This window comes from Shewanella sp. BJSY2023SW007, from assembly GCF_047314525.1.
GTDB lineage: Bacteria > Pseudomonadota > Gammaproteobacteria > Enterobacterales > Shewanellaceae > Shewanella > Shewanella chilikensis.
In genome coordinates this window covers 1-26,512 of record NZ_JBKORL010000052.1, presented here as the reverse complement: position 1 = coordinate 26,512, position 26,512 = coordinate 1, and the positions used below count along the sequence as shown (strand labels likewise).

Sequence of the window (26,512 nt, the reverse complement as noted above, 5' to 3'; positions counted from 1 at the left end):
TTTGTATTATATGACAAAAGCATGTTAAATAAAACGAACACTTTGAAGGCAAGAGTGAGACGACCGTCGGATGTAACCAGCCGAGTCCAAACTTATAACAAGAACGGAGCCATGATGCCAATCCAGTCCCCCATTCACAGTGACAACTATCCCGCCTCTTTTTACCATGCGACCGCCAAAGAATTGTTTCAGCATCCCAGGCTGGAAGAGTCCTTGGAGACAGATGTCTGCGTTATAGGCGCAGGCTTCAGCGGCCTCAACAGTGCCATCGAACTGGCTGAACGAGGCTTTGCGGTCACCATACTGGAAGCCAAAAGAGTGGGCTGGGGCGCCTCAGGGCGTAATGGCGGGGAGTTGATCCGCGGTATTGGCCATAATATTGAACAGTTTGAGCCCAGTATAGGTAAAGAAGGTGTACTGGCTATCAAGCAGATGGGTTTTGAAGCCGTCGATATCGTCCGGGAACGGATAGCGCAATATCAAATCGATTGCGATCTGCGCTGGGGCTACTGCGATCTGGCGCTGAAACCAAGACATATGCAGGAGCTTGAGCAGGAGCTTACCGAGCTTGAGCAACTTGGCTACCCACATAAGCTCAAGCTGTTGTCCAAGGAGCAGTTGCCCGAAGTCATAGGCTCTGAGCGTTATCTCGGCGCGCTCAGCGACATGGGCAGCGGCCATCTGCACCCTTTGAATCTGGCCCTCGGCGAGGCCCGTGCGGCCCGAAGCCTGGGGGTTAACATCTATGAAGACAGCGCCGCCACCGAAATCATCAAGGGCGAGCAGATACGGGTCAGGACTGGGGGCGGCGAAGTCCGTTGCCGCTATCTGATTTTGGCCGGCAATGCCTATATAGGTGCCAAACTCGAACCTCATATCGGCGGCAAGGTGCTACCGGCCGGCAGTTATCTGTTGGCGACCGAGCCCCTGTCGCAAGCACTCTGCGCTGACATTATTCCGCAGAATATGGCCTTCGCCGATATGAGCATAGCACTGGACTATTTTCATCTGTCGGCCGACAACCGCCTGTTATTTGGCGGGCTGTGCAACTACTCGGGCAGAGATCCCAAGGACATTTGCGCCGCGCTCAGGCCCAATATGGAAAGAGTTTTCCCGGCGCTCAAGGGCGTGAAAATAGATTATCAGTGGGGTGGCATGATAGGGATAGGCGCCAACCGTCTGCCGCAGATAGGCAGGTTGCCGGATAGCCCCAACATCTATTTCGCCCAGGCCTATGCCGGGCATGGCGTCAATGCCACCCATATGGCGGGTCGTCTGCTGGCAGAAGCTATCAGTCAGCAGGCTGAGCGCTTCGATATCTTTGCCTCAATAGAGCATATGACCTTCCCGGGTGGCCCGGCGCTGCGCTCGCCCATTCTGGCGGCAGGCATGCTGTACCATAGATTCAAGGATCTATTCTGAACAAGGCTTGTCTTGAAAAGACCTGTTTTGAAGATAAGTGTATTTTGAGTAGGGAGCCATTTTGAAAACAAGTACAGCAAAGGCGTTGTGGCAGTCGTGAATACACCCTTCGATATCAGCCGCATTCATACGCCGCAGGGGATTTTTCGCCTCAAGGGGGAACTGCAAGCCTCCCCCCCGAAACTCGTGTGCAGGCAGCTTGAAATTCTCGGCAGTGACGGTTGGCTGGAGCTGCGAGTCGAAGATAACCGCACTCAAGTGTTGCTCGATGCGCTGTTTGAACCTGTGCGTGAACACCTCAAGCCCTGAACTTAGCCTCTTTCCCCCCGCAAGGCAGGGGGATTGTCTATTACAGCAAACCGATTAAATGGCTATCCAGGTTGCCTTAATTTCTGTGTATTTATCAAAAGCATGCAGCGACTTATCTCGGCCGTTACCCGACTGCTTATAACCACCGAAAGGCGCCGTCATATCGCCGCCGTCATAATGATTGATCCACACCATACCGCTTCTCAGCGCCTTGGCGGTTCTGTGGGCCTTGCTGAGATCCGCTGTCCACACACCGGCCGCCAGGCCATAGATGCTATCGTTGCCTATGGCTATCGCCTGCTCCATTCCCTCAAATTCAATCACACTCAGCACAGGGCCGAAGATCTCCTCGCGGGCGATACTCATCTGGTTATTCACTTCACGGAACAGGGTCGGCGCCACATAAACGCCACCGGTTTCAGCCATGAGTTGCTCGCCGCCACAGGCCAGCACAGCACCTTGCTGCTTACCCGCCTCGATATAACCGAGAATAGTCTGCAGCTGCTGCTGATCCACCACGGCGCCACTGACGGTATCCGGATCCAGCGGATGCCCCGGCTGCCAGGATTTGAGCTCGTCGATAATGAGCGCTATCAGTTGCTCCTTGACCCCGGACTCCACCAGCAGGCGCGAACCTGCGGTGCAAACTTCGCCCTGGTTGAAGGCGATGGCCGAAGCTGCCGCCTGCGCCGCCGCCTTGAGATCCGGGCAATCGTTAAAGACTATGTGCGGGCTCTTGCCACCGGCCTCCAACCACACACGTTTCATATTGGACTGACCGGCGTAGACCATCAGTTGCTTGGCTATCTTGGTGGAGCCGGTAAACACCAGAGTATCGACATCCATATGCAGCGCCAGCGCCTTGCCAACTGTATGGCCAAAACCGGGCAATACATTGAGCACTCCAGGCGGGATCCCGGCTTCCAAGGCAATGGCAGCCATACGAATCGCCGTCAAAGGGGATTTTTCCGAGGGTTTGAGGATGACAGAGTTACCGCTGGCCAGCGCCGGCCCCAGTTTCCAGCAGGCCATCAGCAAGGGGAAGTTCCACGGCACAATCGCGGCCACTACCCCGACAGGCTCACGGGTGATCATGCCTATTTCATTGTCAGCGGTGGGCGCTATCTCGTCGTAAATCTTGTCAACCGCTTCGCCGGACCAACGCAAGGCCCTGGCGGCATTGGTCACATCCACCGACTTGGAAAAACGGATTGGCTTGCCCATATCCAGGGTTTCCAGCAAGGCCAGTTCATCGCTATGCGCCTCCAGCAAATCGGCAAAGCGTATCATCACCTTTTTGCGCTCTACCGGCGCCATTCGCGACCAGACTCCGGATTCAAAACTGGCTCTGGCACTGGCCACCGCCGCCTCGGCATCGGCCAGATCGCAACTGGCTACGGCGGCAAGCTTGTTGCCATCCACAGGGCTGATGCAATCGAAGGTCTCTCCGGATACGGCTGCACAATACTCTCCATGGATAAAGGCCTGGCCACAGATCTGCAATTGCGCGGCCAACTGCTGCCATTGCTGACGGGTTTGCGGTGTACTCATAAATCCTCTCATCTGCTTGCAAGCGGGCATTCCACTACCTCAGTAGGCCTATCGCGGCCAACTCGTGCAGCCATCGCGAGTTATTCGGGTCGCTCCAGATTAGCCTCGAGCACGGCATAAATTCAATATATTTTACAAAAATAGATTTTTTGGCATAAATAATTGCACACAGGCCTTCCATGTTCATTATTTCTGACATAGCATAGCGAAATATCAATCACCATTAACAAGCCCGCAACACTAAGGTTAATGCTTATGGCAGAGCTAAAACAACAGGCGAAAACACAGGGCAATCTCGAGCATTACTGGATGCCTTTCAGTGCCAACCGTCAATTCAAGCAGACTCCCAGGCTACTGGCTTCGGCCGAAGGCATGTATTACCGGGATGTCGATGGCCGTCAGGTGCTGGACGGCACCGCAGGTCTTTGGTGCTGTAATGCCGGCCATGGCCGGGCGGAGATCAGTGAGGCGGTCAGCCGTCAGATCCGCGAAATGGACTATGCCCCCAGTTTTCAGATGGGTCATCCGTTGGCATTCGAGTTGGCCGAGCGCCTCAGTGAAATCGCCCCGCCCGGCATGAACCGTATCTTCTTTACCAACTCGGGCTCAGAGTCGGTCGACACAGCACTCAAGCTGGCGCTGTGTTACCACAGAGCCAATGGCGAGCCGAGCCGCAGCCGTTTTATCGGCCGTGAGCTGGGCTATCACGGCGTGGGGTTTGGCGGTATTTCGGTGGGCGGAATTGGCAATAACCGCAAAGGTTTCAGCCCGCAGCTCCTCGGTGGCGTCGATCATCTGCCCCACACTCTGGATATGGAAGCCAACGCCTTCAGCCGCGGCTTGCCCGAGCATGGCGCCGACAAGGCCGAGGCGCTCGAGGGGCTGATTGCCCTGCATGGCGCAGAGAATATCGCCGCCGTTATCGTCGAGCCCATGTCAGGTTCGGCCGGGGTAATATTGCCTCCCAAGGGCTATCTCAAGCGCCTTCGGGAGATCACTCAAAAATACGGCATCTTGCTGATATTCGATGAAGTGATTACAGGTTTTGGCCGGGTGGGCGGCGCTTTTGCCAGCAACCACTGGGATGTGACTCCGGACATAATGACCACGGCCAAGGCGCTCAACAATGGCGCCATCCCTATGGGCGCGGTGTTTGTGCAGCAAGCGATTCACTATGCCTGTATGCAGGGCCCTGAGACGATGATCGAGTTCTTTCACGGCTATACCTATTCAGGGCATCCGGTTGCGGCCGCGGCGGCACTGGCCACCCTGGATATCTACCGTGACGAAAAGCTGTTTGAGCGCACTACAACGATGGCGCCCTACTTTGAGCAGGCGCTGCACAGTCTCAAGGGGCTGCCCAATGTCATCGATATTCGCAATACCGGCCTGGTGGGTGGCATTCAACTGGCCCCCAGCCCGCATGGTGTTGGCAAACGCGGCTATCAGATTTTCGAGCGCTGTTTCTGGCAAGGTGCGCTGGTACGGGCCACCGCCGACATCATAGCCCTCTCACCGCCACTGATAGTGGAAGAGTCCCAAATAGATCAACTGATTTCCACCCTGGCCGACGCCATCCAAACCGTCGACTGAGCACACAGGATAGTTATGCGTATTTACAGCCACTATATAGATGGACATGAGACAGATGGCAGCCAGGCTCAGGCTTCACTGCCCATTTTCAACCCGGCCAACGGCGAAGAGCAAGCCAGAGTCGCTCTCGCTTCCCAGGCTGATACAGAACGGGCGATAGACTCGGCCAAGCAGGCTTTTGACGCCTGGTCAAAGGTATCGCCCCTTAACCGGGCGCGGGTACTGTTTCGCTTCAAAGCCCTGGTAGAAGCCCACATGGATGAGCTGGCCGAGCTTATCTGCCTGCAACACGGCAAAGTGCTTGAGGATGCCAGGGGCGAGTTGGTTCGAGGACTGGAAGTGGTGGAGTTTGCCTGCGGCATTCCCCATCTTCTCAAGGGGGAACACACTGAACAGGTTGGCACTGGCGTCGATGCCTGGAGCATCAATCAACCGCTCGGGGTGGTTGCCGGCATTTCGCCGTTCAATTTCCCTGTGATGGTTCCCATGTGGATGTTCCCGATTGCCATCGCCTGCGGCAATACCTTTGTGATGAAACCATCGGAAAAGAATCCGGCGCCGGTACTCAGAATTGCCGAGCTGTTGACCCAGGCCGGGCTGCCGGATGGGGTTTTCAATGTTATCAACGGCGACAAGCTGGCGGTAGATACCCTGCTCTGCCATCAGGATGTTCAGGCCATCTCCTTTGTCGGTTCAACGCCTGTGGCCGAGTATATCTACAGTAAGGCATCGGCCCACGGCAAGCGGGTACAGGCACTCGGCGGCGCCAAGAACCACATGTTGCTGATGCCGGATGCCGATCTGGAACTGGCCAGCAACGCCCTGATGGGCGCGGCCTATGGTTCTGCCGGCGAGCGCTGTATGGCTATTTCCGTGGTACTGGCGGTTGCTGATGTGGCCGATGCCCTGATAGAAAAACTGCAACCCAAGATAGCCGCGCTCAAGGTAGGTAACGGCCTGGAGCCGGGTATGGAAATGGGGCCGCTTATCTCCCGCGCGCATCTGGACAAGGTCTGCAGCTATATAGACAGCGGTATACAGCAGGGCGCAGTTTGTCTGGTCGATGGCCGCAATACCTTGGCAGACAGTGAAGGTTTCTTTCTCGGTGCGACCCTGTTCGATGGCGTAACCCCTGAGATGCAGATTTACCGGGAAGAGATCTTCGGCCCTGTGCTTTGCATAGTCAGGGTGGCCGACTATGACTCGGCGCTGGCTCTTATCAATCAACATGAGTTCGGCAACGGCACCGCCATCTTTACCCAGAGCGGCGAGCTGGCGCGCGACTTTTGCCACTCGGTGCAAGTCGGCATGGTAGGGGTCAATGTGCCTATCCCTGTGCCCATGGCATTTCACAGTTTCGGCGGTTGGAAACGCTCGCTGTTTGGCCCACTGCATATGCACGGCCCGGATGGAGTTCGCTTCTACACCCGGCGCAAAGCCGTTACCGCCCGCTGGCCCAAACAGCTGAGTGCCGATTTCATCATGCCGACCATGAAATAGGGAGAGAGGGAGAGCCTGATGCACATCAACAATATCAGAGTACTGGCGCGCAATACTCCCGAGATAAGTGAATACTCCATCGCCGAGGAAAAGCGTCTGCAGGACGCGCCGCGCCAACGGCTGGAGAACCATTACTCCAGCCCCTGTGAGCAGTTTCATACCGGAATTTGGCAAAGCGAAACAGGTGCTTGGAAAGTTGACTACACTGAGCACGAGTATTGCGAAATCCTCGAGGGTAACAGTGTCATCAGCGATGAGCAGGGAAATCGTCTCGAAGTTGGCCCGGGTGACAGGTTTGTGATCCCGGCCGGGTTTCGCGGCAGCTGGCAGGTAACGGTTCCCTGCCGCAAGCTCTATGTGGTGTTTGAATCCAACAGATAAAAACAAAACCGCCATGAGGTCTCAGCATAGCTGCTGTTGTTTGGCATAAACCAGGCCGCGCCGGAATCTTCCCGGACGGGGCCGGCAAACCAAAGAAGGGAGAAATGCTTGTGAACCCAGTGATAAGAAGATCCAACCCTCTGCTATGGGCACTGCTGCTTGGCGGCGCCATAACCTCAACCTCTGCCATGGCCGAAGTCAGCGGCGAGATAGCCGTGACCAATGACTACCGCTTTAGAGGTGTGTCACAAACCGCCGGTGATTTTGCCGTGCAAGCTAGTCTGGACTGGAGTCACGACTCGGGTTTCTTCGTCGGAGCCTGGGCCAGTAATGTGGAATTCGATGAAGATGGCACTCCCAAAGAGGATCAAGTGGATGCCGATTTCGAACTGGATGTTTACCTGGGTTACGCCGGTGAGATCAACGACAACCTGGCCTACGATATTACCCTGCTGCGCTATATGTACCCGGGCGACAATGTCTCCCAGGACTACAACGAAATCTCTTTCGGCCTCGAGTTCAGCGATTTTAGGGCTGCCTACTGGTACACCAATGACTATGCGGGCTCAGATCTGGACTACCACTATGCCGAGCTGAACTATAGTTATGAGTTTGCCGAAAACTGGAGCCTGGATCTGCACCTGGGTTACAACTTCGGCGATGCGCCCGATGACGATATGGGCAAATATCTGGATTACTCCATAGGTGTCTCGACTGAGATTGCCGGTTTTGGTCTGTCTGTGGCCTGGTTGGACACAGATATAGATTCGGATGCCGAGATAAGCAGTGGCACCTTCCAGAATGACGGCACTGTGCTGGCGAGTGTCAGTTACGCTTTCTAAGCCGCAAAATTGCTGTGCCCAGGCAAGCCATAGGACAGACCTGCACGGGCAAGCCCCCATCTTCCTCCCACCAACCAAAAGTAACAGAGCCGCTCCCTGAGCGGCTCTTTTTTATAAATTGATTCAGTTCTCAACGCAGTGGCGGTACGTGGGGGGTATCGCCCCGGCGCACCTGATGTTTGACGTCTTGCCAGCTATGGGTGAGGTGTTGCAGTTGCTCTCGCCGCTCGGGAAACTGCTCGCTGAGCTTTGCCATCAGTTCCACTTGTCTGTCACAGATTTGCGCCCAGCGCTCGGCATTGGAAAGGTACATGGCTTCATCCTTGATCTTGGCTTGTGGTAAAACAGATATTGCTGAACAAATAATAACCAAGGTTTGCCAATTTGCCAGTCCTTCTAGCCTTATCACAAAAATCCACCCTGGGTGCACTGTCAAACGCCGCCGCTTGCAGGTATAACTGAAGATATTAGATTACATCTGGATAGCAATATTTACTCTTGCTGAAACAAGGAGTCTCACTATGGCCACTATGTTAAAAATACTCTTTATCGCCCTGGCGTTAGTGCTTATCTACAAACTGGTTTTCAGTAACAAGAAAGGAATGACAATATTTGAAATGCATTTCAAGGACGGTCGTATGACCTCCCACAAGGGTAAAATCCCCGAGAAGTTTGAACGTGAATGCCGCGCCCTGGTCAAGAAAGAGAAACTCACCTGTACAGTACGCGCCGAGCGCAGCGGTGAAGTGCGGCTACACATCAGCGCCAACGCCGGAGATGCCAATATTCAACGCCTGCGCAACCTGTTTCCCTTCGAATACTATGACCGCAAGCAGAGCGACAACAGCAAACAACTGGGTTGATCAGCGCAGCCCGGGAAACACTTGAGGGTCGATTTTCCCTTCCCGGCGCGCGTCATCTATGATCCTCTGGTTATCCTGTGCCATGGGATCTTCGTCGGGAAGATTGGGATTCACCCGCTCCTCCTCGGGCGCTTCAAAACTGAAATCGATACCATTCGAGCAGCCGCCAAGCGATACCAGTGCCAATAAGCCCATCGAAAACCAAGGCAGTAGCAGAGACTTGTTGTTCATCAATATTGAAACCTGTGTTGAGAGACGGTTGTTATTAAAACAGAGCTAAGCTTAACCCAGGCTGAGACTCAGCGTTAGTCATGGCGTACCATAATTGATAGCGTTTATTCAGGAGACAACATGCAAATGAACCAAAGGCACTATATACATGGAGATCAATTTGAGCAGGACTGCTCACTGTTCTATTGCGCAGCCTGTGACGCGTTCTTAAATGAGCATCATTTCTTCAGTAGAGACATAAGCTGTTGTGATCATTGGAGCAAATACGATGAAGCAATGAAGCAATTAGGGAAATCGCCACAAAACCACAGTAATTTTGGACGTCCAATAGACGCCGCAAATGTTTTTAGACACAAGCGGTAAAACGTCCTGCCGCAATTATTCTTGTTCAACCAACGAATAAATAAGGAATATTCAATTATTTTTGTGCAGCGGGAGTGCTTCCTTGTTAGCATCAAATTCATTCAACCTACGGATTACCAGAGTCACCTCCCCCACCGTCAGGCCCCATTTGCGGATCTCGCTGCGGTTGATTATGGTGTCCGGCGCCGTTTGATACATCCAGTCGTCGAAATGCACCTGATACTCGCCGCTATCTAACTTCAGCAGCATGTCGTAGCGCCAGCGCAGGGCAAAGCCCTCAGCTTGCCCTTCTGCCACCCCCAGAATATCCTCGGCTCTGCCCTGATAGCGGCCATCGGCAAGCTTGGTAATCTGCCAAGTTCGCTCGGCAAGCTCACCATCGTCATACTCAAACCACTCCTGCAACACACCTTGATTCCCCTGCCAACTACCCGTCATCCGCACATTGAAACGGCGCACCACCTGGCCGCTGTAATCTTGCACCATGCCTGAAGCCTGCAGCTCCCCGTTAAAGAACTGCTGCAGATCCAACTTAGGTTCGCTGGCGCTATAGTCATGAATGTCGACACTGCCGCAACCGCTCAGCCCTAGCATCAGAAATAACAACCAAACCTTGGTGAAACCGATAAACCTGCTCATTAACATTTGCATGCCTGCTCTCCTATCAACTGAGCTCTCAGCTGCGGCCGACTGCTGCGCTCTGACAACCAAATCGCCAAAAATGCATCGGCAAAATGCTTATGCTCGCTCGAAGCGCTCTCATCTATGGCAATCGCGGCTAACGGCTTGTCGTTGAACAGAAAGTATCCCTGCTGCGGCCCGCTTGCCACAAAGCTCAATCTGTCCCCCTGCTCCACATCCGGCCAGAGCCCTTCAAGCAGCGCCAACCAGGCAGATATCTGCTCTCTGTCATATCCCAGATGCAGCCACTGGTGTTTGGTGGCCTCAAGGAGTCGCGAGGCGGGGATATCCCGGTAATACTGAATTTCCAGCTGCTGCGGGAAGCTATTGGGCTGGTAACTACCATCCGGCGTCAGCAACCTGGCCCGATAAAGGGTCATAAACCACCAGTCCATTTCACCGCGGCCCACTTCCCGAAAGCTGGCAAGCTCCGCCTTTGAGGGCTCGACCTGGGCAGCTTTGGGCTCAGGTGTCTGCACTTGGCTCAGCGCTTGAGCCTGCTGTGCTTGAGTCTGTGCTTGAATCTGTAAATTGTCTGCCCATCCCTGAGTGGGCAGACCAAGCAGTATCATCAGCAGCCCGGCAAAGCCTGGGTTATGCAGCTTACCGGCTTGCTTTGCTCCCTTGTTTACACCCTTGATGAATCGTTTCATTGCCGGTCTCCGTCAGAGAAATCCTGTAATTGGGGGATTTTTACCCCATTCAAGCCTGAGGTTGCAATAACTTAACAGTGGCAGCAGCAGCGACCAGATGAGTATCAACAAGCTAAAGGTAGCCGATTGCCCCAGGGGCCAAGCCACAGCCTCCAACCTAAATGCCGCCAGATAACTGCCGGCGCCACCCACTGCGCCAAAGAGCGCCTGCTGCCATTTAGGCAAGTCCCTCAGCCAGGCCAGGCTCACCCCCAACGTCGCGGCAAAATGCCCCCAAAGGCAACAGAGCCACAAGGGTAAAAGCCGCGAGGGACTGTCAAACTCAAATACTCCGCCAAGGTGCAGCATGGCGTCCAAGGCTATGCCGATGACTGCCGGTATCAGCACAGCGTTGAGTGTTTTCATGCTGTATCCGCTACGCTTTACCCTTTGCTCTGCCAGTTGGCTTTGCTCTACCCGTTGGCTTTTCTCATCCCCGACATTTTCGACCATGAGGGCTGAGCGGTAGCCCGGATTGACAAGCAGCAACTGGACACAAAGCAGCAAGAGAGCAAACACCAGCGCCTGATTGGCAAACAGGATCAAAGACCACCAGCCCAACTGGAAAATGGTCGCATTGAGCAGCAGAAAAAACCAGGGCGATGAGAGTCTCATGGCCTAACCTGCAATTTGTCTTGAGCTGAGCGGACGATAGCCGTCCTTGACCGCAGTCAGTTGCACTGTGCTTATGGTGCGCTCAAGAAAACCACCCTCGCAGTAACTCAGGTAAAACTTCCACATACGCACAAAGTCCTCACCATAGCCGAGTTCGCGCACCCGCTCTCTGGCGTCATCGAAGTTGGCATGCCAGTCATTCAGGGTGCGTGCATAGTCGAGACCTATATCATCCAACGACCAGAGGGTCATGGAGGTTTGCCGCTGCAAGTGGCGCGTCATCTCGGTGACAGATGGCAGGCAGCCGCCGGGGAAAATATAGCGCTGAATAAAATCCACCCCTTTGCGGTAGCTGTCATAGCGCTGATCTTTAATAGTAATCGCCTGCAGTAACAGCTTGCCGCTCGACTTGAGCAGGGCATCCAGTCCGGCAAAAAATCCCGGCAGATAATCGTGGCCCACTGCCTCTATCATCTCTATCGAGACCAAACGGTCATACTGGCCGCTGAGCTGGCGATAATCCTGCCGCAACAGGGTAATGCGCTCACTCAGTCCTTCGGCGGCAACCCGTTCACTGGCATATTGGTACTGGGCATCGGAAATAGTGGTAGTGGTTACCTTGACGTCATAGTGTTTGGCGGCATAGATAGCCAGGGCGCCCCAACCGGTACCTATTTCCAAAAGACTCATCCCGGGCTGCAGATCCAGCCGCTCGCAAATCAGTTGCAGCTTATACTGCTGCGCCTCATCCAACTGCGCCTCTTCATGGGGATAGACGGCGCTTGAGTAGAGCAGCTCAGGGTCGAGAAATGCCTGATACAAGGGGTTGCCCAGATCATAGTGCGCCAGAATATTGCGCTTTGAACCAGCCTTTGAGTTTCGGCGCAGCAGGTGTTTCACCCGGCTAACTGTGTTGGAAAACCAGGAAAACCGTTTCTCTATCTTATCCAGCAGCGGCAGATTACGGGCAAACAGGCGTACCACGGCGGTAACATCCGGACTGGACCAGTGCCCCTGAATATAGGCTTCACCGGCGCCGATAGAGCCGCCCAGAATCACCTGGCGAAAAAAGCGTTCATCGTGAATACGAATTATGGCAACCAGGTCTGCATCGAGCGGGCCGAAGGTCCACTGCTCACTCCCCAACTGCAGTTTAAGACAACCGCCCTCCAAGGCATTCAAGGCCTGTTGCATGACTCTGGCCCATAGACTCTTGCCGCTGGCGGCCAACTGCTGTCTGTTTTTGGCTACTGTGTTTTCCATCTCTTTCTCCAATGTTTGCTGTCACACTCGGGGAAATTTCCAAACCTTTAGGGAATTCTTGCAAAGGACTAAGGCCATTTGCTGTGAACCACGCCTTGCATCCAAGCCCGTAAGCCGACGCAGAGTACACATGGGACTTGTTCGCACCTTCCTTAGCATCAATCCGTGCCGCCCTGAGGCCTGCGCTCGTAAGGCACAAAGGGCACCCGCTTAAGCCACAAACGCAGCGCTTGCCAATAGATGAGCCAAAGAATTTTCAGGCTCATCAAGGGAAAGCCCCACAGATAACGCCTGAGCTCACGGCCATTGAAGGGGCGGCGTTTGAGGCTTAATACCGCATCGAAGCTGGCCTTTTGCGACTCGGGGGCCAGCCCTGCCACATCCCCCTTGCCGGGTAGATTGCTGATCCGCAAATCGAGCCGCTCTGCCGGCGCCGGAATATGCCAGCGATAGCGATAGTCCAGCGACATAAAAGGCGATACATGGAAGCACTTGTCGCCAAGCGCCGGCGCCTCGGCCGACACCAGATAACAGTGACGCTCATTCCAGGGGGTATTGCTCACCTCAGCCAACAGGTATTTATATTCATCACCTTGAAAGCAGTAGAAAAAGTTGACCGGGCTGAAATAGAGTCCAAAGTGGCGCAGTTGCCCGGCGAACAGCACACTGTCGCAGCCGGCCTCGCCGCCGAGCGCAATCACCTTATCCAGCACCCGCTGTTTCAGCGAGGTGGCAGTATTCGATTCTGAAGCCGCCTTGAGGTAATCCTGCTGCCGAAAACGCAGTGCAGACCAAGGGGATTCACCAAACAAGCCGCTCAGGGACGAAAGCCTTGGCAAGTCATCCAAGTCCAGCAGCATCAGGGCAAAGGGATAGCGAAAACAGTGCCTTACCGGCGTTAGCCTAGAGTGGCTGACGCTGCCGAGATAGAGACCCGTTTCGGGTTTCATAGGCTCACCCCGAACCTTTCACAAACATCCAGGGCGCTGCGTACCCCGTCTTCATGAAAGCCGTTGTACCAGTAGGCGCCGACAAAATGGATACGGTCTTGGCCGCAGATCTCGCTGCGGCGTTGCTGCGCCGCCTGGCTCTGTTCATTGAATACCGGGTGAGCATAGACAAAGCGTTTGAGCACCTTGTCCTTGGCTATCGCCTCATCCTGATTCAGGGTCACCAAAAAATCCGGCGCAGACTTTGGCAGGCGCTGCAAAATATTCATGTTATAGGTCACGCAGGCGGGACGGCTGGCATCGCCATCGAGACGATAATTCCAACTGGCCCAGGCGGCGCGATACTTCGGCAGCAACGAGGTGTCTGTATGCAAGGTCACCTGGTTATCCTGGTATTTAAGCCTGGAGAGTATCTCCCGCTCCTGCTCACTGGCGTCACCGAGCATGGCCAGCGCCTGATCGCTGTGACAGCCGAGGATCACCTGATCGAACTCATGCCAGCTATCCTTGACTCTGAGCTGCACGCTCCCCGCTTGGCGGCGGATTTGTGCTACCGGCGAGTTGAGATGCACCCGCTCGGCAAAGGGCGCGCTGAGCGCCGGAATATAACTGCGGGAGCCGCCTTCGAGCACATACCACTGCGGCCGATTGCTGACGGCCAACAGTCCATGATGTTCAAAGAAACGGATAAAGAAAGGCAGCGAGAAGGCGCGCATATCCTGAATACTGGACGACCAGATAGCGGCGCCCATCGGCAGAATGTAGTGTTGACAGAAGAAGTCGGAGAACCCCTGCTGTTCGAGAAATTCCCCCAGTGTCACCGCCGGGTAATGACCGCTTTGATACAAGGCTTTGCAGCGGCTGTTGAAGGCCAAAATCTCCCTCAGGAACCCCCAGAAAGTCGGACTCAGCAGGTTGCGCTTTTGCGCAAACAGGGTCGCCAGGCTATGGCCGTTGTATTCAAGACCGCTGACAAGGTTTTGCACCGAGAAGCTCATCTCGGTCGCCAGCGCCTTGATACCGACCCGGGCCATCAAGGCCTGAAACCTGGGATAGGTGCGGTCGTTGAACACAATAAACCCTGTGTCTATGGCGTAGGGTTTGCCGCCAAGCTCAACATCCACTGTGGCCGTATGCCCGCCCAGATAATCGGCGGCTTCAAACAACGTCACCTCATACTGCTGCGACAACAGATAACCACAAGTGAGCGAGGAGATCCCCGAACCGACTATGGCGATGCGCGGCTTGTTGCCGGTTGAAACTGTCATACTGGGCTCCCGTTTTTTGCAGAGGGTTTACCAAGGGCGGCTGCCAGCCAACTGCGGGGCAACCAGCTCAGCAGAGTCAGCAGCCAGATAAAACGCCCGGGAAAGGCAATCAGGCGCCGTCTGGCGGCCAGGGCTTGGATGATGGTGTTGGCGGCTTTATCGGCGGAGATCCGCATCGGCATGGCGAAGTCATTTTTGTCGGTGAGCGGCGTTTTAACAAAGCCAGGGCGAATTTCGCTGACGTCTATTCCCTTGTGGGCCAGATCGAGCCGCAAGCTCTGCGCCAGGTAACTGATCCCTGCCTTGGAGGCGCCATAGGCCTCCGCCCGCGGAAAAGGCAGCATCACAACGCTTGAGCTCATCAGCGCCAGTTGGCTGCCACGGGCAAGCAAAGGCATAAAGGCTTCCAGGCAATAGCCCACAGCCAACAGATTGGTGCGGATAACCCGCTCAAACAGGGCGCTGTCAAAGGCCATGGCCTCGTCTATGTACTCACAGGTACCGGCGTTGAGCAGCAGCAGATCCACACCATCGGCTTGGCCCAACTCCAATTTGAGCTTGCTGCCAAGCTTAAGCACCGAGTCTCTGTCGGTGACATCGAACCTCAAAGGCTCGCAGCCTTCGAGGGCGGCCAGAGCCTGTTCATTGCGGCCACAGGCCAAGACCCGCCAACCGGCGGCGGCATATTGTCTGGCAAGCTCGGCACCTATGCCTAAGCTGGCACCCGTGATCAATACTGTCTTCATCGGCTTGCCCTGCCCTTGACCATGCGCACCACTGAGCCCAGCAGTGGCAACTGTTCATAGAGCATCTGCCCCAGATCCAGATAATCCCTGTGGTAATGGATTCTGTCGCCAAACTTGATGAGGCTGATACCATCGACGCTGATACTCTGCCCCCGGTTCAACTTGGGGTGGCAGTACTTCATCTGCCAACTGATGGCGGCCTGGTCCCCGGCGGGCAAGACATCAGTGATCTCAAAGGCGATTTCGGTCAGGTTGCGATACAAACCGGCAAAATACTGTTCCAGTTGCTCAAGCCCCTCCAGTCGGTGCATGGGATCGCAAAAACAGATCTCAGGCGCGTAGACGGCCTGCAGCCTTTGGCGCAATGTGGGCAGTTGCTCAGGGCCCAGGGATTGATACAAGGCAATAAATGCCTGAATAATCTCCTGAGACTGCGACGATGCCGGCTGTGAAGCGGGCGCTATCTCCGCGGCGACTGAGTGGCTGGTCATGATAATCCCTCGGCTAATGAACTGAGTTCAGGCAGACTTTTTCAGCACGGCCAGGGCGGTCAACGCCCTTTGCCGCGCCGCGCTGTGCTCGACTATAGGTGGCGGATAAGCCGCAGTGGCAAACAGACTCGGCTCGGTGAAGCGGGACGATGCGGCTGTGCCCGGATGGTGTATCTGTTTAAGCGGCCAGTGTGCCAGTTCAGGCAGATAACGACGGATAAAACTGGCGTCGGGGTCGAACTTTTCACTCTGGCTCATGGGGTTGAAGATCCTGAAATAAGGCTGGGCATCACAGCCGGTGCCGGCAGACCACTGCCAGCCGCCGTTATTGGCCGCCAGGTCGCCATCTATCAGGGCGCGGCGAAAATACTGCTCGCCCCAGCGCCAGTCCACCAACAAGTGTTTGGTGAGGAAGCTGGCGGTCACCATTCGCAGCCGATTGTGCATCCAGCCGGTTTGGTTTAGCTGACGCATGGCGGCATCCACCAGCGGATAACCGGTGCGGCCCTCGCACCAGGCGGCAAACTCTTGCGGGTCGTTCCGCCAGACTATGTCATCGCCGAGCGCGTTGAAGTTGCGCCCCATACACAGCTGGGGCCAGGCGTGCAGCAGATGGCGGTAAAACTCGCGCCAGGCCAGCTCAGCCAGCCAACTGCGACCTGGACTATTGTCCTCTACCATAGCCTCGGGGAAGCGGTTGAGCAGCGCTGCTACACATTGCCGCGGGCTGAGAATACCAAACGCCAGATAGGGCGACAGGCAACTGGTGCCATCGAGGGCCGGGAAATCCCGCTCCTGGCCGTAATCGGCAAGCTGGTTGGCAATAAAACTATCGAGCCGCTGCCTGGCCCCCCCTTCACCCACTGGCCAGTGATGGCTGTCTTGTTTACTGCTGACCTTAAAACTCAGCTCTGCGGGTTCGGGTAAAGCCGGGGCCAAAGGCGCAGGTACCGGCAGCGGCGTTATCGCTTCTCTTCCCAGCAGCTCACGCCAACGGCGAAAGAAGGGGGTAAATACCCGATACATTTCGCCGCCTTGGGTACAGACGCTACCTGGCGGCAGCAAACAGTGCTCATCGGTAAACTGCAGGCCTACCCCTATAGTCCTGGTGAGCTGAGCCAGCGCCTGATCCCGGCGCTGCTCGTTAATCTCCACCTCGCGCCCGGCAAAAATCTGCTTAACGCCCTGGCATCGGCAATACTTCTCGACTGTGTCATTCACCAAAGAGAAATCATCACAGTGCAGTAAATCAAAAGCTATCCCCAAAGATGCCAACGCCCGTTGCAGTTGATTGACGCTGCGCTCGATGAAATCCAGCTGCATGGGACCAACAGAGTGCTGCTGCCACTGGGCCGGAGTCTCAATATAAAAACCCCGCAGCGGCAGACCTTGAGCCCTTGCCGCTTCGCACGCCAGCCACAGGGCCTGGTTATCTGAAGTGCGCAGATCGCTGCGAAACCAGATGGCAACACAGGCCTTTTCACTGGAAGGCACATGATTGGGCAAGGACTGGGACATGTTACTTGTCCTCCGGTTGTTTTGAGGCGGACTCGGCCTGCCCCAGCAGTGCCAAAATGGCAGCATTGCTGCTGCAAAGCACAGGACTCTTGACGGGCTCCCTGCTCTTCTTGGCGCCTTTTTCAGTCACAGCCAGTTCCTTGGCATAGTGCTCAAAGGCACTGGCGTGAGCCGCCACATAATCCCCGCTCAAGATCAGTGGATAATCCAAAGCGCTCGCCAGTTGGAACAGGGCTTTGACACTGCTGCCGGGCAACTGGGAAGGCGGCAGCAACAAGAGTCCCTGCAACGGCAGTCTGTGTGCCAAGAGTTGCAGCCCCTGACCTTCCAAAGGCTCCTCTATATTGAGCGGCAACAGGCTAACCCCCCGGGTGATAAGCTCCAGTTGCAGCAAGAGCTCACTCCAGGCCGGCTGCTTGCCAAGCGGCAGATAAAGAAGTTGCCAGCGGGGTTTCTGGCGCAGCAACTGTTCGCTGCGGGCGCCGATATAGTGAGCCAGACGGCTTTCGAGCCAACTGCGGACAAGTGCGCCGTCGAGGCGTTCATCGAGCTGGGTGTCCAATACTTGCAACCAATGGCGCAGGCGCCGACAACACAGGGCAATGGGATAGAGGGCACTGAATTCATCCAGCAAGCGGCCAAAGCGGGCACTGCTGAGAGAAAGTGCCGCCTCGGTGAGACTGCTGCTGAACTTCAGCCAGTCGTCGTCTTCATTTTCTTGCTGCAGCTGTTTTTCTGTCTGGCCACTGAGCAGTGGCTTGACCTTGCTGATGGCCACGCCCTGCTCAAGCCAGGAGAGGATTTCACGGATCTGCTGAACCTGCTCCTGACTGTAGAGTCTATGGCCCTTGGGGGTGCGCTGCGGGATAACCAGTCCAAACCGTCGCTGCCAGGCGCGCAAGGTGACAGGATTCACCCCCGTCAGTCTGGCGACTTCGCCGATGGAAAGGTTGGCAATGTTATCAGTAGGCATAACGCAGTTTTAACTCCTGTGGATGAGGGTTGAGATAAACCTGGGCCGCAATATACGGCTGCGGATGCTCCCTCAAGTAATGTTTAATCAATGTCAGCGGCACCAACAGAGGTTGCAGCCCCTGACGATATTCATCTATCGCCTGACTGAGCTCAGACTTCTGCGCCTTGGTCAGGTGTTGTTTGAAATAGCCCTGAATATGCTGCAGCGCACTGGTGTGATTGCGGCGACTGGCCTTGTTTTTCAGCGCCTCCATAAAGCCTCCAAAGTAACGCCGGGCAGTTTCCTGCAAGTCTTCACCGCCTTCAGCCAGCAAGGGGCCAAGCTGGCGATATTGAGCCGGACTGTGAGCCAGTAATAGGTATTTGTATCTGGCGTGAAATTGGGTCAATTTATGCAGGCTCAAGCCGGAGTGCAGCAGACACTGCCAGTCGTGGAAGGCGTACACCCGGGTGAAAAAGTTTTCTCTGATCACCAAATCGTTCAAGCGCCCCTCTTCTTCAACCGGCAGCTGTGGCCAGCGTTGCATCAGGGCCTTGGCGAACACACCTATGCCGCTGCGATTCCCCTGGTCGCCGCCTTCCTTGTAGACAGTGACCCGTTCCATGCCGCAGGTAGGTGATTTGGCACAAAGTAGATAGCCACTTAAAAATCCCAATTCAGCGACTTTTTGCTCACTGAAACTTTGCAGGCTCTCGGTTACATCCAGGCTGGCATCACGGCTCTGGATCCGGATCTCATCACCGCGGCGCACCTGACGTATGCTCTTGCGTGGCGCGCCCATACCTATTGCCATCTCAGGACAGACTGGCACAAAGTCAAAATGCTGCCTAAGCGCCTGCTGGCAATAGACAGAATTCTTATGACCACCGTCAAAACGCACCTGCTGCCCCAACAGGCAGGCACTGATACCCAGTTGAATTCGCTGCGGCTCAAAATTGTACATATTGAGAATCCTTGTATAACCTTGTAGTAGATTAAGGCACACACCTGTACAAGGTTCAAGTTTTTGTACAATATTTTTTTTAGCAAAGAGGAACCGACTTGCCTGGCAAGCCATACAAGAACTTAAAAGGAGTCAAGCCCAGCAAGCCTGGGCTATCCGCTGGCGAAGCAAGACCCATCTTGAATGAAACCTGTAACGCAAAGGCATTTAAGAGAGATTCGAAGGGAGATAAAAAACGGGAGTCTTGAGCTCCCGTTTTCTGTCATTGATACCTTTCACTGCAGGGCGCTAGCGCCTGAAATTATTGCTTGTCGGCCCCCAGGCGCTCAACCAGGAGTACCAGGCCAATTCCGGCGGCGGCACACAAGAGCGCCAATCCCAACTGATGCGGCTGCTGTGTCAGTTGCTCAAAGCCAAAGGGTGACAGGTTTTGCTGCACCAGGGGTACCTGCTCACCATGGGAATTGGTGCGCCAGCTCAGAGTCTGTTTCCAGGGCCAGATTTTGCCCAGCGTCCCCAGCATAAGCCCGGTAAGGAAGATAAGGGTGGCATCGTGAAAGCGCCGCAGCAGCGCCGACAGCAGATGGCTGAAACTCAGGATACCTATCACGGCGCCAACAGCAAAACAGCCAAGAATATCCAGCTGGATATTCTTGGCCGCCGCCAGCACAGCCGGATACAATCCCAACAGCAAGAGAATAAAGCTGCCGGATATCCCCGGCAGTATCATGGCGCAAATGGCGATGGCACCGCCAACAAAAATATTAAAGTAGCTGGCCTCCAACTCAACCGGGCTCAGCACGGTAATGCCCCAGGCAAAGGCCACTCCCAGTGCAAAAATCAGTAGCCGTGGCAATGAAAAACCGCCCTTGACCTGGCGCAACATATGCACCACGGAGATAAGGATCAGCCCGAAAAAGAATGACCATACAGGAATAGGATGATGTGCCAGCAGGTAAGAGATAAGCTTGGCCAGACTCAGAATACTGCTGAGGATACCCGCCAACAGACTCAACAAAAAGGCGCCATTGATATGTGCAAACGCCGCCTTGATCCCGTCACGGCGTATAATGCCCCAAAGACTGGGATTGATACGGCGAATACTTTCCAACAGGGTGTCATAGATGCCGGTAATAAAGGCTATGGTTCCCCCGGAAACGCCGGGCACCACATCGGCGGCCCCCATGGCCAGCCCCTTGAGGTAGGTCAACAGAAATTTCACTAGGTTTCCTTACTACTGTTTTGATAATTCTCGCGGATTATACCAATCCTGATTGAAGTTGGATTGTCCAAGGAAGTGATTCGTGCACTTGCAAAGGGTCCACCATTTGCACCTTCCAGAAGCAACCGCCATTTAAGCACAGACCCCAGCTGCTGCCACGCCTTTTTATTCTATCTATTCAGCCCCAGATCAGATTGGCGTGACCCTCGCTCATCTTAACCGAAGCTCTTGGCTCTTTCCTTTTGGCTCTTGCCAAAGCGCTCGTCAGCATACACACTCATCCGACCAGAGTAATAACAAAAACATTACCCTATACCAACAAAGAACATCAACAAGGAATACCCACAAGGAATCACTATGAGTAAAACCGCCAATTCGACCCTGAACTTGTATCACAAATGCAAGCGTCTGCCCTTTGGCAATAAGATATTCTCCTTGCTGGTCAGCCGGATGGCGCCCTACTTTGGCAGTATCAAGCCGATAATTACTCAGTTGGAGCCCAACTACTGTGAATGCCTGCTGCGTAAACACCGCGCAGTTGAGAATCACATAGGTACAGTACATGTCATTGCCATCTGCAACGGCCTGGAAATGGCGATGGGAGTCATGGCCGAGGCTTCAATACCACCTCATCTACGCTGGATCCCCAAGGGCATGACGCTGGATTACACCGCCAAGGCCGGCAGCGATATCCGCTGTGTGGCCAAGGTTGATGCCAACGCCTGGCAGCCGGGGGATCTCGATGTCGAGGTGCTCGCCTATGACAGCAATGATATCCTGGTGGTCAAGGGCAGTATCAGGCTCTGGATCTCGGCCAAGCCAGCTAAAAACGCGACCGAGAAGGGATCATAATTTGAAACAAGCGAGCACTTCCCTGATTCGGGTTTGATTGCTAACTTGGCTCTATTAATAAAAGCCATAGATGGTATACCAAAATAGGCAGGGAAAAGATGCAGGGACAGCCGCTCAAAATCAGTCACAACCCCAATATCGATGCCGTCAGAGGGCTGGCGGTATTAGGGATATTCTTTCTCAATGTCAGTTTTATGGGCGTCACCTTATATGGTTATGCGCCCTTTCCAGAGTTTCATTTAACCGATGCCATTACCGAAACCCTGAGTAATTTTCTGCTGGAAGGGCGCTTCCTCAGCCTGTTTTCCATGCTCTTCGGTGTCGGCCTCTATATTCAACAACAGAATTTCCTCGCCAGAGGATTGGAGCCCTTCCCCTTAATCCGCTCGCGCTTACTCTGGCTGATGCTCTTTGGGGCGCTGCACAGCCTGTTTATCTGGCCGGGGGATATCCTGCTCACCTATAGCATTTGTGGCTTCCTCACCTGGCATTATCGTAACCTGGAGATTGAAGCCCAGCAAAGGCGGGCACTGCTCTTTATCGCCATCGGCATCCTGGCCTATGGCCTGATGATCTTGCTGCCGGGTGATGAGACCTGGATCCGCGGCAACGCCCTCTTCAATGAACAATACAGCGCCTGGACCGGCAGCTATGGCGAGCAGTTGCTGATGCACCTGTTTATGACCTTGTTGATGTTGATTTCCCTGCCATTTACTCTGCTGTGGTTTGTCAGCGGTGTGATGCTGCTGGGGATCAGCCTGTATCGTCGCGGGCTGTTTGACCAAGGTTTACCCCAGGGAAAATTGGGGAAATTGCTGGCACTGAGCTTACTGCTGTCGCTGGCGGATACGATTCTCAGCCTGCAATCCCGCCCCAAACTGGTAATGCTTTCCGATATTCTGGTCATGCTGAGCGCCATTCCCATGGCTATCATCTATGCGCATCTGTTGGTTAAGTTCGGCCGACGCCTGCCATGGCTGCAAATGCGCCTGCAGGCGGTTGGCCGGATCCCCTTGAGCCTGTATATTCTGCAGTCCTGTTTTGGGATCTGGCTGTTTCGCCATCAGGCGCCCGAGTTGCTGCTGACACTTGAGCGCATAGACTACCTGGCCATAGCCCTGGGTTATGCCTTGGTGCAGATAATACTGGCCGGCTGCTACCTTAAGTTCTTCAACCAAGGACCGCTGGAATGGCTCTGGCGCCGTCTGGCCTTTGGCAATAAGCCAATCAATAATGCCATCAATACTCACGAGTCAAACACATGAAGCACAAAGGAAAAGTCAGCCATTGGCAGGACGATAAAGGCTTTGGGTTTATCAGCCCCAATGACGGCAGTGAACGGGTGTTTCTGCACATTAAGTCACTGAGCCTGAGCGGTCGCAGGCCACAAGTGGGCGACGTACTGACCTTTGACATCACACTGGATGACAAGGGCCGGCGCCAGGCAAAACAGGCCTTCTTTCCCGAGGACAGGGGCAGACTCAAACAAAAACAGCGTCAGCAGAATAAGCGCAGCAGTCACAAGTCTTTCGTCGGTAAGCTCACCGCCCTATTTGCCCTGCTGCTACTGGCTTTAGTGGCACTGGGTAAGCTGCCGCTCTTGGTGCCCGTCTGGTATCTGCTGCTGAGTCTTATCTGTTATTGGCTCTATGCCCGTGATAAAAAGGCCGCTGAAACTGGCCGCTGGCGCACCAAGGAGTCGACCCTGCAACTGACCGGTTTGCTCGGTGGCTGGCCCGGCGCTTTGCTGGCACGCCACCAGTTTCGCCATAAGACCGGTAAAACAAGTTTCAGACTCCTGTTCTGGTGCTGTGTCGGCCTCAACCTGTTGGCGCTTGGCGCCGCTCTTAAGCTGGGATGGCTGGCACTGCTACCCGAGATAGCCTTTTAACGGTTGGCTCTAAACTCAAGGGCAAGCTCGCCTATCAAGCAGGCTCAATCAAGTAAGCCAAGTGCCAGCTTGCGGCCGCGCTCGGCAGCATACTGCCGGCTAACGAGCTGGGCCGAGACTATCGTCCCCTCTTTAATCAAACACAACTGCCCGGCCAACTCACGAGCGCGCTCGCGGCCAAGCCAAGACGACAACTTTTGCTCAAGCTCATCTTGAACCCTGGCCTTATGCTCACGGCAGAGACGATTTACCGGATGCTCGGGTGAGGGATACTCGGCGGCGGTATTGATAAAGAAACAGCCGCGAAACTGGCTCAGGGATTCAACCCGGCTGTTGAACCAATCATCCAGGGCGTTAAACAGCTCATGGACCAGCTCTGTTGGCGTTTGCGCCACCTCCAGCCTTTGATTCAACCAATCAAAAAACAGTTGATCGCGATAACGCACCACGGCCAGCACCAGGGCCTCCTTCCCCTCGAAATGATGATAAAGGGTTTTCTTGGCTATGCCGGCCTCGGCCAGAATTTGATTGATGCCCACCCCATGCACACTCTCTCGATAAAAGAGTTCAAAGGCGCCGGCAAGCAGTTGGGAAACCTTGTCCATCTCACACTCCTTAACGATTCAATATGAGTTTGACAAAAGTAGAACGGTCTGTCTACCATAAAAAGTAGACCGATTGTTCTACCAAGCAAAAATGCTGACAACCAAAGGAAAACAGATATGGACAACACACCTCCCCTGACTGCAACACCTGCTGCAAAAACCACAGCCCAAGCGGCGACAAACCGTTGGCAGGCTGCCGCCTGGGCCACACTGGGCGCCGGAAGCTGTATTGGATTACTGGCGGGATTACAGGAGATGCTGACACAGAATCTGAGCTGGAGTCTGCTGCTGATGGCACCATTCGGTGCCACTATGGTGTTGCTCTACGCCCTGCCCCAAAGCCCGCTGGCGCAGCCGAAAAACATCTTCTTCGGCCACCTGCTCACCTGCGCTCTGGGACTCTTGTTATTGCACACCTTGGGAGTGTCGCCGCTGACACTGGGGTTGGGAACCGGCCTCGGGGTCGGCCTGATGATGTTGACCAATACCACTCATCCACCGGCCGGTGCCAACCCCTTGCTGGTGATGCTGGCCGGGGCCGACTGGCAGTTTTTGCTAACGCCTGTGGTTTCGGGGTTGCTGCTGATCCTCGCTTTCGGTTGGGCCTATCACAAGAGCCTGTATATCAAGGGGATCAGCAAGCATAGCTGGCCTAAAACCAACTGAGGGCAACACTTATCACCACGCCGGTGATCAGCAACTGCATCAGGCAAAAACCCATGATATCCCGGGCCTTGAGCCCGGCAATGGCCAGCACAGGCAGCGCCCAAAAAGGCTGGATCAGGTTGGTCCAGGCATCCCCCCAGGCCACCGCCATGGCGACCCTGGCGACATCGGCGCCAAGTGCCTCGGCGGCCGGCAACATGATAGGTGCCTGTACCGCCCACTGGCCGCCACCGGACGGCACGAAGATATTCACCACCCCGGCGCTGATAAAGCTCCAGAATGGCAGTGACTCGGCGCTGGCAATGGCAACAAAACCCGAAGAGATACTCTGTGCCAGCCCGGACTGCACCATCACCGCCATGATGCCGGCGTAGAAGGGAAACTGGATCACTATCCCGGCGCCGCCCTTTATCGCCTCATTGAGACTGACCAGCAGACTGCGCGGCGTCTGGTGCAGGGTTATCGCCAGAAACAGAAACAGGAAATTGACTATGTTGAGGTTGAGACTGCCCCCCTGAACAAAGAACCAATATCCCAGATACCCGAGACCACACAGGCCCACCAGGATCCCGAGTATCCGGCTATTCTCCAGATAGTCGGCCGGGCGTTTGTTCTCACTCTGAGTCGGCGCAGCATCCTCGAGCAGCGCAGGATCGACTATCACAGACTCTTTGTCATCCGGCAGCATAAAGCGATTGACCAACGGCATTATGATAAACAGCAAGGCAAGTAGCAGCAGATTAAAGTCGGCAAAAATGGTTTCCGAGGTAGGAATAATGCCTATCTGCGCCTCGGCAAAATGTCCTGGTGTGGCCACTGTCAAAGGCACTGAGCCCGCCAAGCCGCCGTGCCAAACCACAAAGCCCGAATAGGCACTGGCCACCAGCAAACGGTAATCCACCTTGACCCGGCGCGCCAACGCCTTGGCAAACAGGGCACCGACCACCAAACCGAACCCCCAGTTGAGCCAACTGGCCGCCAAGGAGACCAAGGTCACCAGTATGATAGCCTGCGGCGCACTGCGGGCCAGAGACGCTATGGCGTCCAGCAGCTTCTTCACCGGCGGAGAGCTGGCCAGCATAAAACCAGCGACCAGCACCAGCAACATCTGCATCGAGAAACTGAGCAGGTTCCAAAAACCACTGCCCCAATAACCCAGCACTTCTACCGGTGTCTTTTGCTGGCCGAGCATGGCGACGGCAAACACCAACAGAGTAAGCAGGAGCACAAAGATATAGGGATCGGGCAGATACTTATCCACCAGCTTGACCAGTGGCCGGGAGGCGCGATTGAGCATAGGGGTTTCCTTGAGTCTTATTATGATTATTCTGCGGAGAGCTGATTTAGCTTTCACTTTTTTATCAATAGCCTACACAAGTCTGCCCGTGGGATAAAGCCCGACAAAAGTACACTATAACCCTAAGCTGTAAATACCGCAGTCCAACTGCTAAGATAGCGCCACCTTCAGGACAGAGGATCCCCAAATGAGAATGTTGCTTGCCGTGGTGGTTATCGCCGCAGTTATTTTTTACTTTTTCACCACCATGAATGGCCAAAAACTGGCAAAAGAGAATATCGCCAAGGGCGAGGTATTTCTTGAGGCCAATAAGCATAAAGAGGGTGTGGTCACCACAGACTCAGGGCTGCAGTATCAGTTGCTGCACAAGGGACAAGGCCAGGTTCATCCGGGTCCCAAGGATAAGGTGACAGTGCACTACCATGGCACCCTGATTGACGGCACTGTGTTTGACAGCTCGGTCGATCGCGGCGAGCCCATCGCCTTTCCACTCAATCAGGTGATCAAGGGCTGGACCGAAGGGGTTCAGTTGATGACAGAAGGCGACAAGATGCGCTTCTTTATTCCCAGCAGTCTGGGCTATGGCAATCGCTCTGCCGGCTCGATCCCACCGGGTTCGGTACTGATTTTTGATGTGGAGTTGCTCAAGATCAACTGACAATCCCCAACAACAAGCCCAGCCAAAGCCGCAACGTAGTTCACTTAAGCGGAGCTGCCTTGTGATTAACAGGGTATCGGGTCTTTGATATTTTTACCGCCCTAGGCCGATTTGGCTTAGGGC

Annotated in this window: 29 protein-coding genes; 12 read left to right on the top strand and 17 right to left on the bottom strand. The window is 54.8% G+C overall.

What is annotated here, in order from left to right:
• The first annotated feature begins 114 nt into the window (after positions 1-114).
• Entirely contained in the window at positions 115-1,422 is a 1,308-nt protein-coding gene (locus ACMHXE_RS08475; protein ID WP_412496251.1) for an NAD(P)/FAD-dependent oxidoreductase, read from the top strand.
• An 87-nt stretch (positions 1,423-1,509) separates the two neighbouring features.
• On the top strand, positions 1,510-1,731 hold the full coding sequence (locus ACMHXE_RS08470; protein ID WP_096141579.1) for a hypothetical protein: 222 nt from the start codon (positions 1,510-1,512) through the stop codon (positions 1,729-1,731).
• Positions 1,732-1,785: 54 nt separating this feature from the next.
• Here the strand turns inward: ACMHXE_RS08470 and ACMHXE_RS08465 are convergent, their stop codons facing one another.
• Positions 1,786-3,282, bottom strand: coding sequence for an aldehyde dehydrogenase (locus tag ACMHXE_RS08465; protein ID WP_044733901.1), 1,497 nt, complete (start codon positions 3,280-3,282; stop codon positions 1,786-1,788).
• 255 nt (positions 3,283-3,537) lie between these two features.
• Between ACMHXE_RS08465 and ACMHXE_RS08460 the strand changes: the two genes are divergently transcribed.
• The 4 genes from ACMHXE_RS08460 to ACMHXE_RS08445 all read left to right on the top strand — a co-directional run bounded on the left by ACMHXE_RS08460 (position 3,538) and on the right by ACMHXE_RS08445 (position 7,598).
• Positions 3,538-4,875, top strand: coding sequence for an aspartate aminotransferase family protein (locus tag ACMHXE_RS08460; protein ID WP_413731981.1), 1,338 nt, complete (start codon positions 3,538-3,540; stop codon positions 4,873-4,875).
• A 15-nt stretch (positions 4,876-4,890) separates the two neighbouring features.
• The gene (locus ACMHXE_RS08455; RefSeq protein WP_208155818.1) at positions 4,891-6,375 is read left to right on the top strand and encodes a CoA-acylating methylmalonate-semialdehyde dehydrogenase; all 1,485 of its coding nucleotides are present in this window, start codon (positions 4,891-4,893) and stop codon (positions 6,373-6,375) included.
• 18 nt (positions 6,376-6,393) lie between these two features.
• Positions 6,394-6,756 carry a cupin domain-containing protein gene (locus ACMHXE_RS08450; protein WP_025009887.1) on the top strand — a complete coding sequence of 121 codons (363 nt, stop codon included), beginning with the start codon at positions 6,394-6,396 and terminating at the stop codon, positions 6,754-6,756.
• A gap of 119 nt (positions 6,757-6,875) precedes the next feature.
• Positions 6,876-7,598 carry a TorF family putative porin gene (locus ACMHXE_RS08445; protein ID WP_373561488.1) on the top strand — a complete coding sequence of 241 codons (723 nt, stop codon included), beginning with the start codon at positions 6,876-6,878 and terminating at the stop codon, positions 7,596-7,598.
• 130 nt (positions 7,599-7,728) lie between these two features.
• Here ACMHXE_RS08445 and ACMHXE_RS08440 read toward each other — a convergent pair whose 3' ends face one another.
• Positions 7,729-7,911, bottom strand: coding sequence for a hypothetical protein (locus ACMHXE_RS08440; RefSeq protein WP_100144163.1), 183 nt, complete (start codon positions 7,909-7,911; stop codon positions 7,729-7,731).
• 208 nt (positions 7,912-8,119) lie between these two features.
• Between ACMHXE_RS08440 and ACMHXE_RS08435 the strand changes: the two genes are divergently transcribed.
• Positions 8,120-8,461, top strand: coding sequence for a DUF3634 family protein (locus ACMHXE_RS08435; RefSeq protein WP_039034306.1), 342 nt, complete (start codon positions 8,120-8,122; stop codon positions 8,459-8,461).
• Here ACMHXE_RS08435 and ACMHXE_RS08430 read toward each other — a convergent pair whose 3' ends face one another.
• The 13 genes from ACMHXE_RS08430 to ACMHXE_RS08370 all read right to left on the bottom strand — a co-directional run bounded on the left by ACMHXE_RS08430 (position 8,462) and on the right by ACMHXE_RS08370 (position 20,420).
• Positions 8,462-8,692 (bottom strand): hypothetical protein, encoded by a 231-nt coding sequence (locus tag ACMHXE_RS08430; protein WP_335922000.1) that lies wholly within the window; start codon positions 8,690-8,692, stop codon positions 8,462-8,464.
• Between the two features lie 414 nt (positions 8,693-9,106).
• Positions 9,107-9,706 carry a DUF3833 domain-containing protein gene (locus ACMHXE_RS08425; RefSeq protein WP_165565478.1) on the bottom strand — a complete coding sequence of 200 codons (600 nt, stop codon included), beginning with the start codon at positions 9,704-9,706 and terminating at the stop codon, positions 9,107-9,109.
• A complete protein-coding gene (locus ACMHXE_RS08420; protein WP_109248188.1) occupies positions 9,694-10,389 on the bottom strand; it encodes a hypothetical protein in 696 nt (231 codons plus the stop codon). The genes ACMHXE_RS08425 and ACMHXE_RS08420 overlap by 13 nt, the downstream gene beginning before the upstream one ends.
• A gap of 12 nt (positions 10,390-10,401) precedes the next feature.
• A complete protein-coding gene (locus tag ACMHXE_RS08415) occupies positions 10,402-11,043 on the bottom strand; it encodes a DUF2878 domain-containing protein (protein ID WP_335917871.1) in 642 nt (213 codons plus the stop codon).
• A 3-nt stretch (positions 11,044-11,046) separates the two neighbouring features.
• Positions 11,047-12,306 carry a class I SAM-dependent methyltransferase gene (locus ACMHXE_RS08410; protein ID WP_413731977.1) on the bottom strand — a complete coding sequence of 420 codons (1,260 nt, stop codon included), beginning with the start codon at positions 12,304-12,306 and terminating at the stop codon, positions 11,047-11,049.
• 158 nt (positions 12,307-12,464) lie between these two features.
• Positions 12,465-13,256, bottom strand: coding sequence for a DUF1365 domain-containing protein (locus tag ACMHXE_RS08405; protein ID WP_412499875.1), 792 nt, complete (start codon positions 13,254-13,256; stop codon positions 12,465-12,467).
• Positions 13,253-14,524, bottom strand: a complete 1,272-nt coding sequence (locus ACMHXE_RS08400; protein ID WP_412499874.1) for an NAD(P)/FAD-dependent oxidoreductase — start codon at positions 14,522-14,524, stop codon at positions 13,253-13,255. Before ACMHXE_RS08400 ends, ACMHXE_RS08405 begins: the two co-directional genes overlap by 4 nt.
• Entirely contained in the window at positions 14,521-15,270 is a 750-nt protein-coding gene (locus tag ACMHXE_RS08395; protein WP_413731975.1) for an SDR family NAD(P)-dependent oxidoreductase, read from the bottom strand. The genes ACMHXE_RS08400 and ACMHXE_RS08395 overlap by 4 nt, the downstream gene beginning before the upstream one ends.
• Entirely contained in the window at positions 15,267-15,761 is a 495-nt protein-coding gene (locus tag ACMHXE_RS08390) for a nuclear transport factor 2 family protein (RefSeq protein ID WP_413731973.1), read from the bottom strand. Before ACMHXE_RS08390 ends, ACMHXE_RS08395 begins: the two co-directional genes overlap by 4 nt.
• Before the next feature lie 27 nt (positions 15,762-15,788).
• Positions 15,789-17,279, bottom strand: a complete 1,491-nt coding sequence (phrB, locus tag ACMHXE_RS08385; RefSeq protein WP_412496234.1) for a deoxyribodipyrimidine photo-lyase — start codon at positions 17,277-17,279, stop codon at positions 15,789-15,791.
• Between the two features lies 1 nt (position 17,280).
• Positions 17,281-18,252 (bottom strand): MerR family transcriptional regulator, encoded by a 972-nt coding sequence (locus ACMHXE_RS08380; protein WP_413731971.1) that lies wholly within the window; start codon positions 18,250-18,252, stop codon positions 17,281-17,283.
• A complete protein-coding gene (locus ACMHXE_RS08375) occupies positions 18,242-19,198 on the bottom strand; it encodes a YbgA family protein (RefSeq protein ID WP_413731969.1) in 957 nt (318 codons plus the stop codon). The genes ACMHXE_RS08380 and ACMHXE_RS08375 overlap by 11 nt, the downstream gene beginning before the upstream one ends.
• A 301-nt stretch (positions 19,199-19,499) precedes the next feature.
• On the bottom strand, positions 19,500-20,420 hold the full coding sequence (locus ACMHXE_RS08370) for a DUF368 domain-containing protein (protein ID WP_028781175.1): 921 nt from the start codon (positions 20,418-20,420) through the stop codon (positions 19,500-19,502).
• Between the two features lie 357 nt (positions 20,421-20,777).
• On the opposite strand from ACMHXE_RS08370, the gene ACMHXE_RS08365 reads away from it, so the two are divergent.
• The 3 genes from ACMHXE_RS08365 to ACMHXE_RS08355 all read left to right on the top strand — a co-directional run bounded on the left by ACMHXE_RS08365 (position 20,778) and on the right by ACMHXE_RS08355 (position 23,163).
• Positions 20,778-21,272 (top strand): hotdog fold domain-containing protein, encoded by a 495-nt coding sequence (locus ACMHXE_RS08365; RefSeq protein ID WP_165565487.1) that lies wholly within the window; start codon positions 20,778-20,780, stop codon positions 21,270-21,272.
• Positions 21,273-21,370: 98 nt separating this feature from the next.
• Positions 21,371-22,537, top strand: a complete 1,167-nt coding sequence (locus ACMHXE_RS08360; RefSeq protein ID WP_413731966.1) for a DUF418 domain-containing protein — start codon at positions 21,371-21,373, stop codon at positions 22,535-22,537.
• Positions 22,534-23,163 carry a DUF1294 domain-containing protein gene (locus ACMHXE_RS08355; protein ID WP_412496230.1) on the top strand — a complete coding sequence of 210 codons (630 nt, stop codon included), beginning with the start codon at positions 22,534-22,536 and terminating at the stop codon, positions 23,161-23,163. The genes ACMHXE_RS08360 and ACMHXE_RS08355 overlap by 4 nt, the downstream gene beginning before the upstream one ends.
• 44 nt (positions 23,164-23,207) lie before the next feature.
• Here the strand turns inward: ACMHXE_RS08355 and ACMHXE_RS08350 are convergent, their stop codons facing one another.
• A complete protein-coding gene (locus ACMHXE_RS08350) occupies positions 23,208-23,768 on the bottom strand; it encodes a TetR/AcrR family transcriptional regulator (RefSeq protein ID WP_412496229.1) in 561 nt (186 codons plus the stop codon).
• 117 nt (positions 23,769-23,885) lie between these two features.
• Here ACMHXE_RS08350 and ACMHXE_RS08345 point away from each other — a divergent pair, with 117 nt between their 5' ends.
• The gene (locus ACMHXE_RS08345; protein WP_025889887.1) at positions 23,886-24,434 is read left to right on the top strand and encodes an HPP family protein; all 549 of its coding nucleotides are present in this window, start codon (positions 23,886-23,888) and stop codon (positions 24,432-24,434) included.
• Here the strand turns inward: ACMHXE_RS08345 and ACMHXE_RS08340 are convergent.
• A complete protein-coding gene (locus ACMHXE_RS08340; RefSeq protein ID WP_165565490.1) occupies positions 24,421-25,731 on the bottom strand; it encodes a short-chain fatty acid transporter in 1,311 nt (436 codons plus the stop codon). The genes ACMHXE_RS08345 and ACMHXE_RS08340 overlap by 14 nt on opposite strands.
• Before the next feature lie 187 nt (positions 25,732-25,918).
• On the opposite strand from ACMHXE_RS08340, the gene ACMHXE_RS08335 reads away from it, so the two are divergent.
• Complete coding sequence (locus tag ACMHXE_RS08335; protein ID WP_044733888.1) at positions 25,919-26,389, top strand: FKBP-type peptidyl-prolyl cis-trans isomerase; 471 nt, start codon at positions 25,919-25,921, stop codon at positions 26,387-26,389.
• Positions 26,390-26,512 lie beyond the last annotated feature (123 nt).

Coding starts and splice junctions, on each gene's coding strand:
- ACMHXE_RS08390 (WP_413731973.1), bottom strand. CDS start 15,761: ATGACCAGCCACTCAGTCGCCGCGGAGATAGCGCCCGCTTCACAGCCG.
- phrB (WP_412496234.1), bottom strand. CDS start 17,279: ATGTCCCAGTCCTTGCCCAATCATGTGCCTTCCAGTGAAAAGGCCTGT.
- ACMHXE_RS08430 (WP_335922000.1), bottom strand. CDS start 8,692: ATGAACAACAAGTCTCTGCTACTGCCTTGGTTTTCGATGGGCTTATTG.
- ACMHXE_RS08475 (WP_412496251.1), top strand. CDS start 115: ATGCCAATCCAGTCCCCCATTCACAGTGACAACTATCCCGCCTCTTTT.
- ACMHXE_RS08360 (WP_413731966.1), top strand. CDS start 21,371: ATGCAGGGACAGCCGCTCAAAATCAGTCACAACCCCAATATCGATGCC.
- ACMHXE_RS08395 (WP_413731975.1), bottom strand. CDS start 15,270: ATGAAGACAGTATTGATCACGGGTGCCAGCTTAGGCATAGGTGCCGAG.
- ACMHXE_RS08350 (WP_412496229.1), bottom strand. CDS start 23,768: ATGGACAAGGTTTCCCAACTGCTTGCCGGCGCCTTTGAACTCTTTTAT.
- ACMHXE_RS08380 (WP_413731971.1), bottom strand. CDS start 18,252: ATGCCTACTGATAACATTGCCAACCTTTCCATCGGCGAAGTCGCCAGA.
- ACMHXE_RS08455 (WP_208155818.1), top strand. CDS start 4,891: ATGCGTATTTACAGCCACTATATAGATGGACATGAGACAGATGGCAGC.
- ACMHXE_RS08400 (WP_412499874.1), bottom strand. CDS start 14,524: ATGACAGTTTCAACCGGCAACAAGCCGCGCATCGCCATAGTCGGTTCG.
- ACMHXE_RS08415 (WP_335917871.1), bottom strand. CDS start 11,043: ATGAGACTCTCATCGCCCTGGTTTTTTCTGCTGCTCAATGCGACCATT.
- ACMHXE_RS08465 (WP_044733901.1), bottom strand. CDS start 3,282: ATGAGTACACCGCAAACCCGTCAGCAATGGCAGCAGTTGGCCGCGCAA.
- ACMHXE_RS08405 (WP_412499875.1), bottom strand. CDS start 13,256: ATGAAACCCGAAACGGGTCTCTATCTCGGCAGCGTCAGCCACTCTAGG.
- ACMHXE_RS08450 (WP_025009887.1), top strand. CDS start 6,394: ATGCACATCAACAATATCAGAGTACTGGCGCGCAATACTCCCGAGATA.
- ACMHXE_RS08355 (WP_412496230.1), top strand. CDS start 22,534: ATGAAGCACAAAGGAAAAGTCAGCCATTGGCAGGACGATAAAGGCTTT.
- ACMHXE_RS08335 (WP_044733888.1), top strand. CDS start 25,919: ATGAGAATGTTGCTTGCCGTGGTGGTTATCGCCGCAGTTATTTTTTAC.
- ACMHXE_RS08365 (WP_165565487.1), top strand. CDS start 20,778: ATGAGTAAAACCGCCAATTCGACCCTGAACTTGTATCACAAATGCAAG.
- ACMHXE_RS08420 (WP_109248188.1), bottom strand. CDS start 10,389: ATGAAACGATTCATCAAGGGTGTAAACAAGGGAGCAAAGCAAGCCGGT.
- ACMHXE_RS08375 (WP_413731969.1), bottom strand. CDS start 19,198: ATGTACAATTTTGAGCCGCAGCGAATTCAACTGGGTATCAGTGCCTGC.
- ACMHXE_RS08340 (WP_165565490.1), bottom strand. CDS start 25,731: ATGCTCAATCGCGCCTCCCGGCCACTGGTCAAGCTGGTGGATAAGTAT.
- ACMHXE_RS08425 (WP_165565478.1), bottom strand. CDS start 9,706: ATGCAAATGTTAATGAGCAGGTTTATCGGTTTCACCAAGGTTTGGTTG.
- ACMHXE_RS08345 (WP_025889887.1), top strand. CDS start 23,886: ATGGACAACACACCTCCCCTGACTGCAACACCTGCTGCAAAAACCACA.
- ACMHXE_RS08435 (WP_039034306.1), top strand. CDS start 8,120: ATGGCCACTATGTTAAAAATACTCTTTATCGCCCTGGCGTTAGTGCTT.
- ACMHXE_RS08410 (WP_413731977.1), bottom strand. CDS start 12,306: ATGGAAAACACAGTAGCCAAAAACAGACAGCAGTTGGCCGCCAGCGGC.
- ACMHXE_RS08460 (WP_413731981.1), top strand. CDS start 3,538: ATGGCAGAGCTAAAACAACAGGCGAAAACACAGGGCAATCTCGAGCAT.
- ACMHXE_RS08440 (WP_100144163.1), bottom strand. CDS start 7,911: ATGTACCTTTCCAATGCCGAGCGCTGGGCGCAAATCTGTGACAGACAA.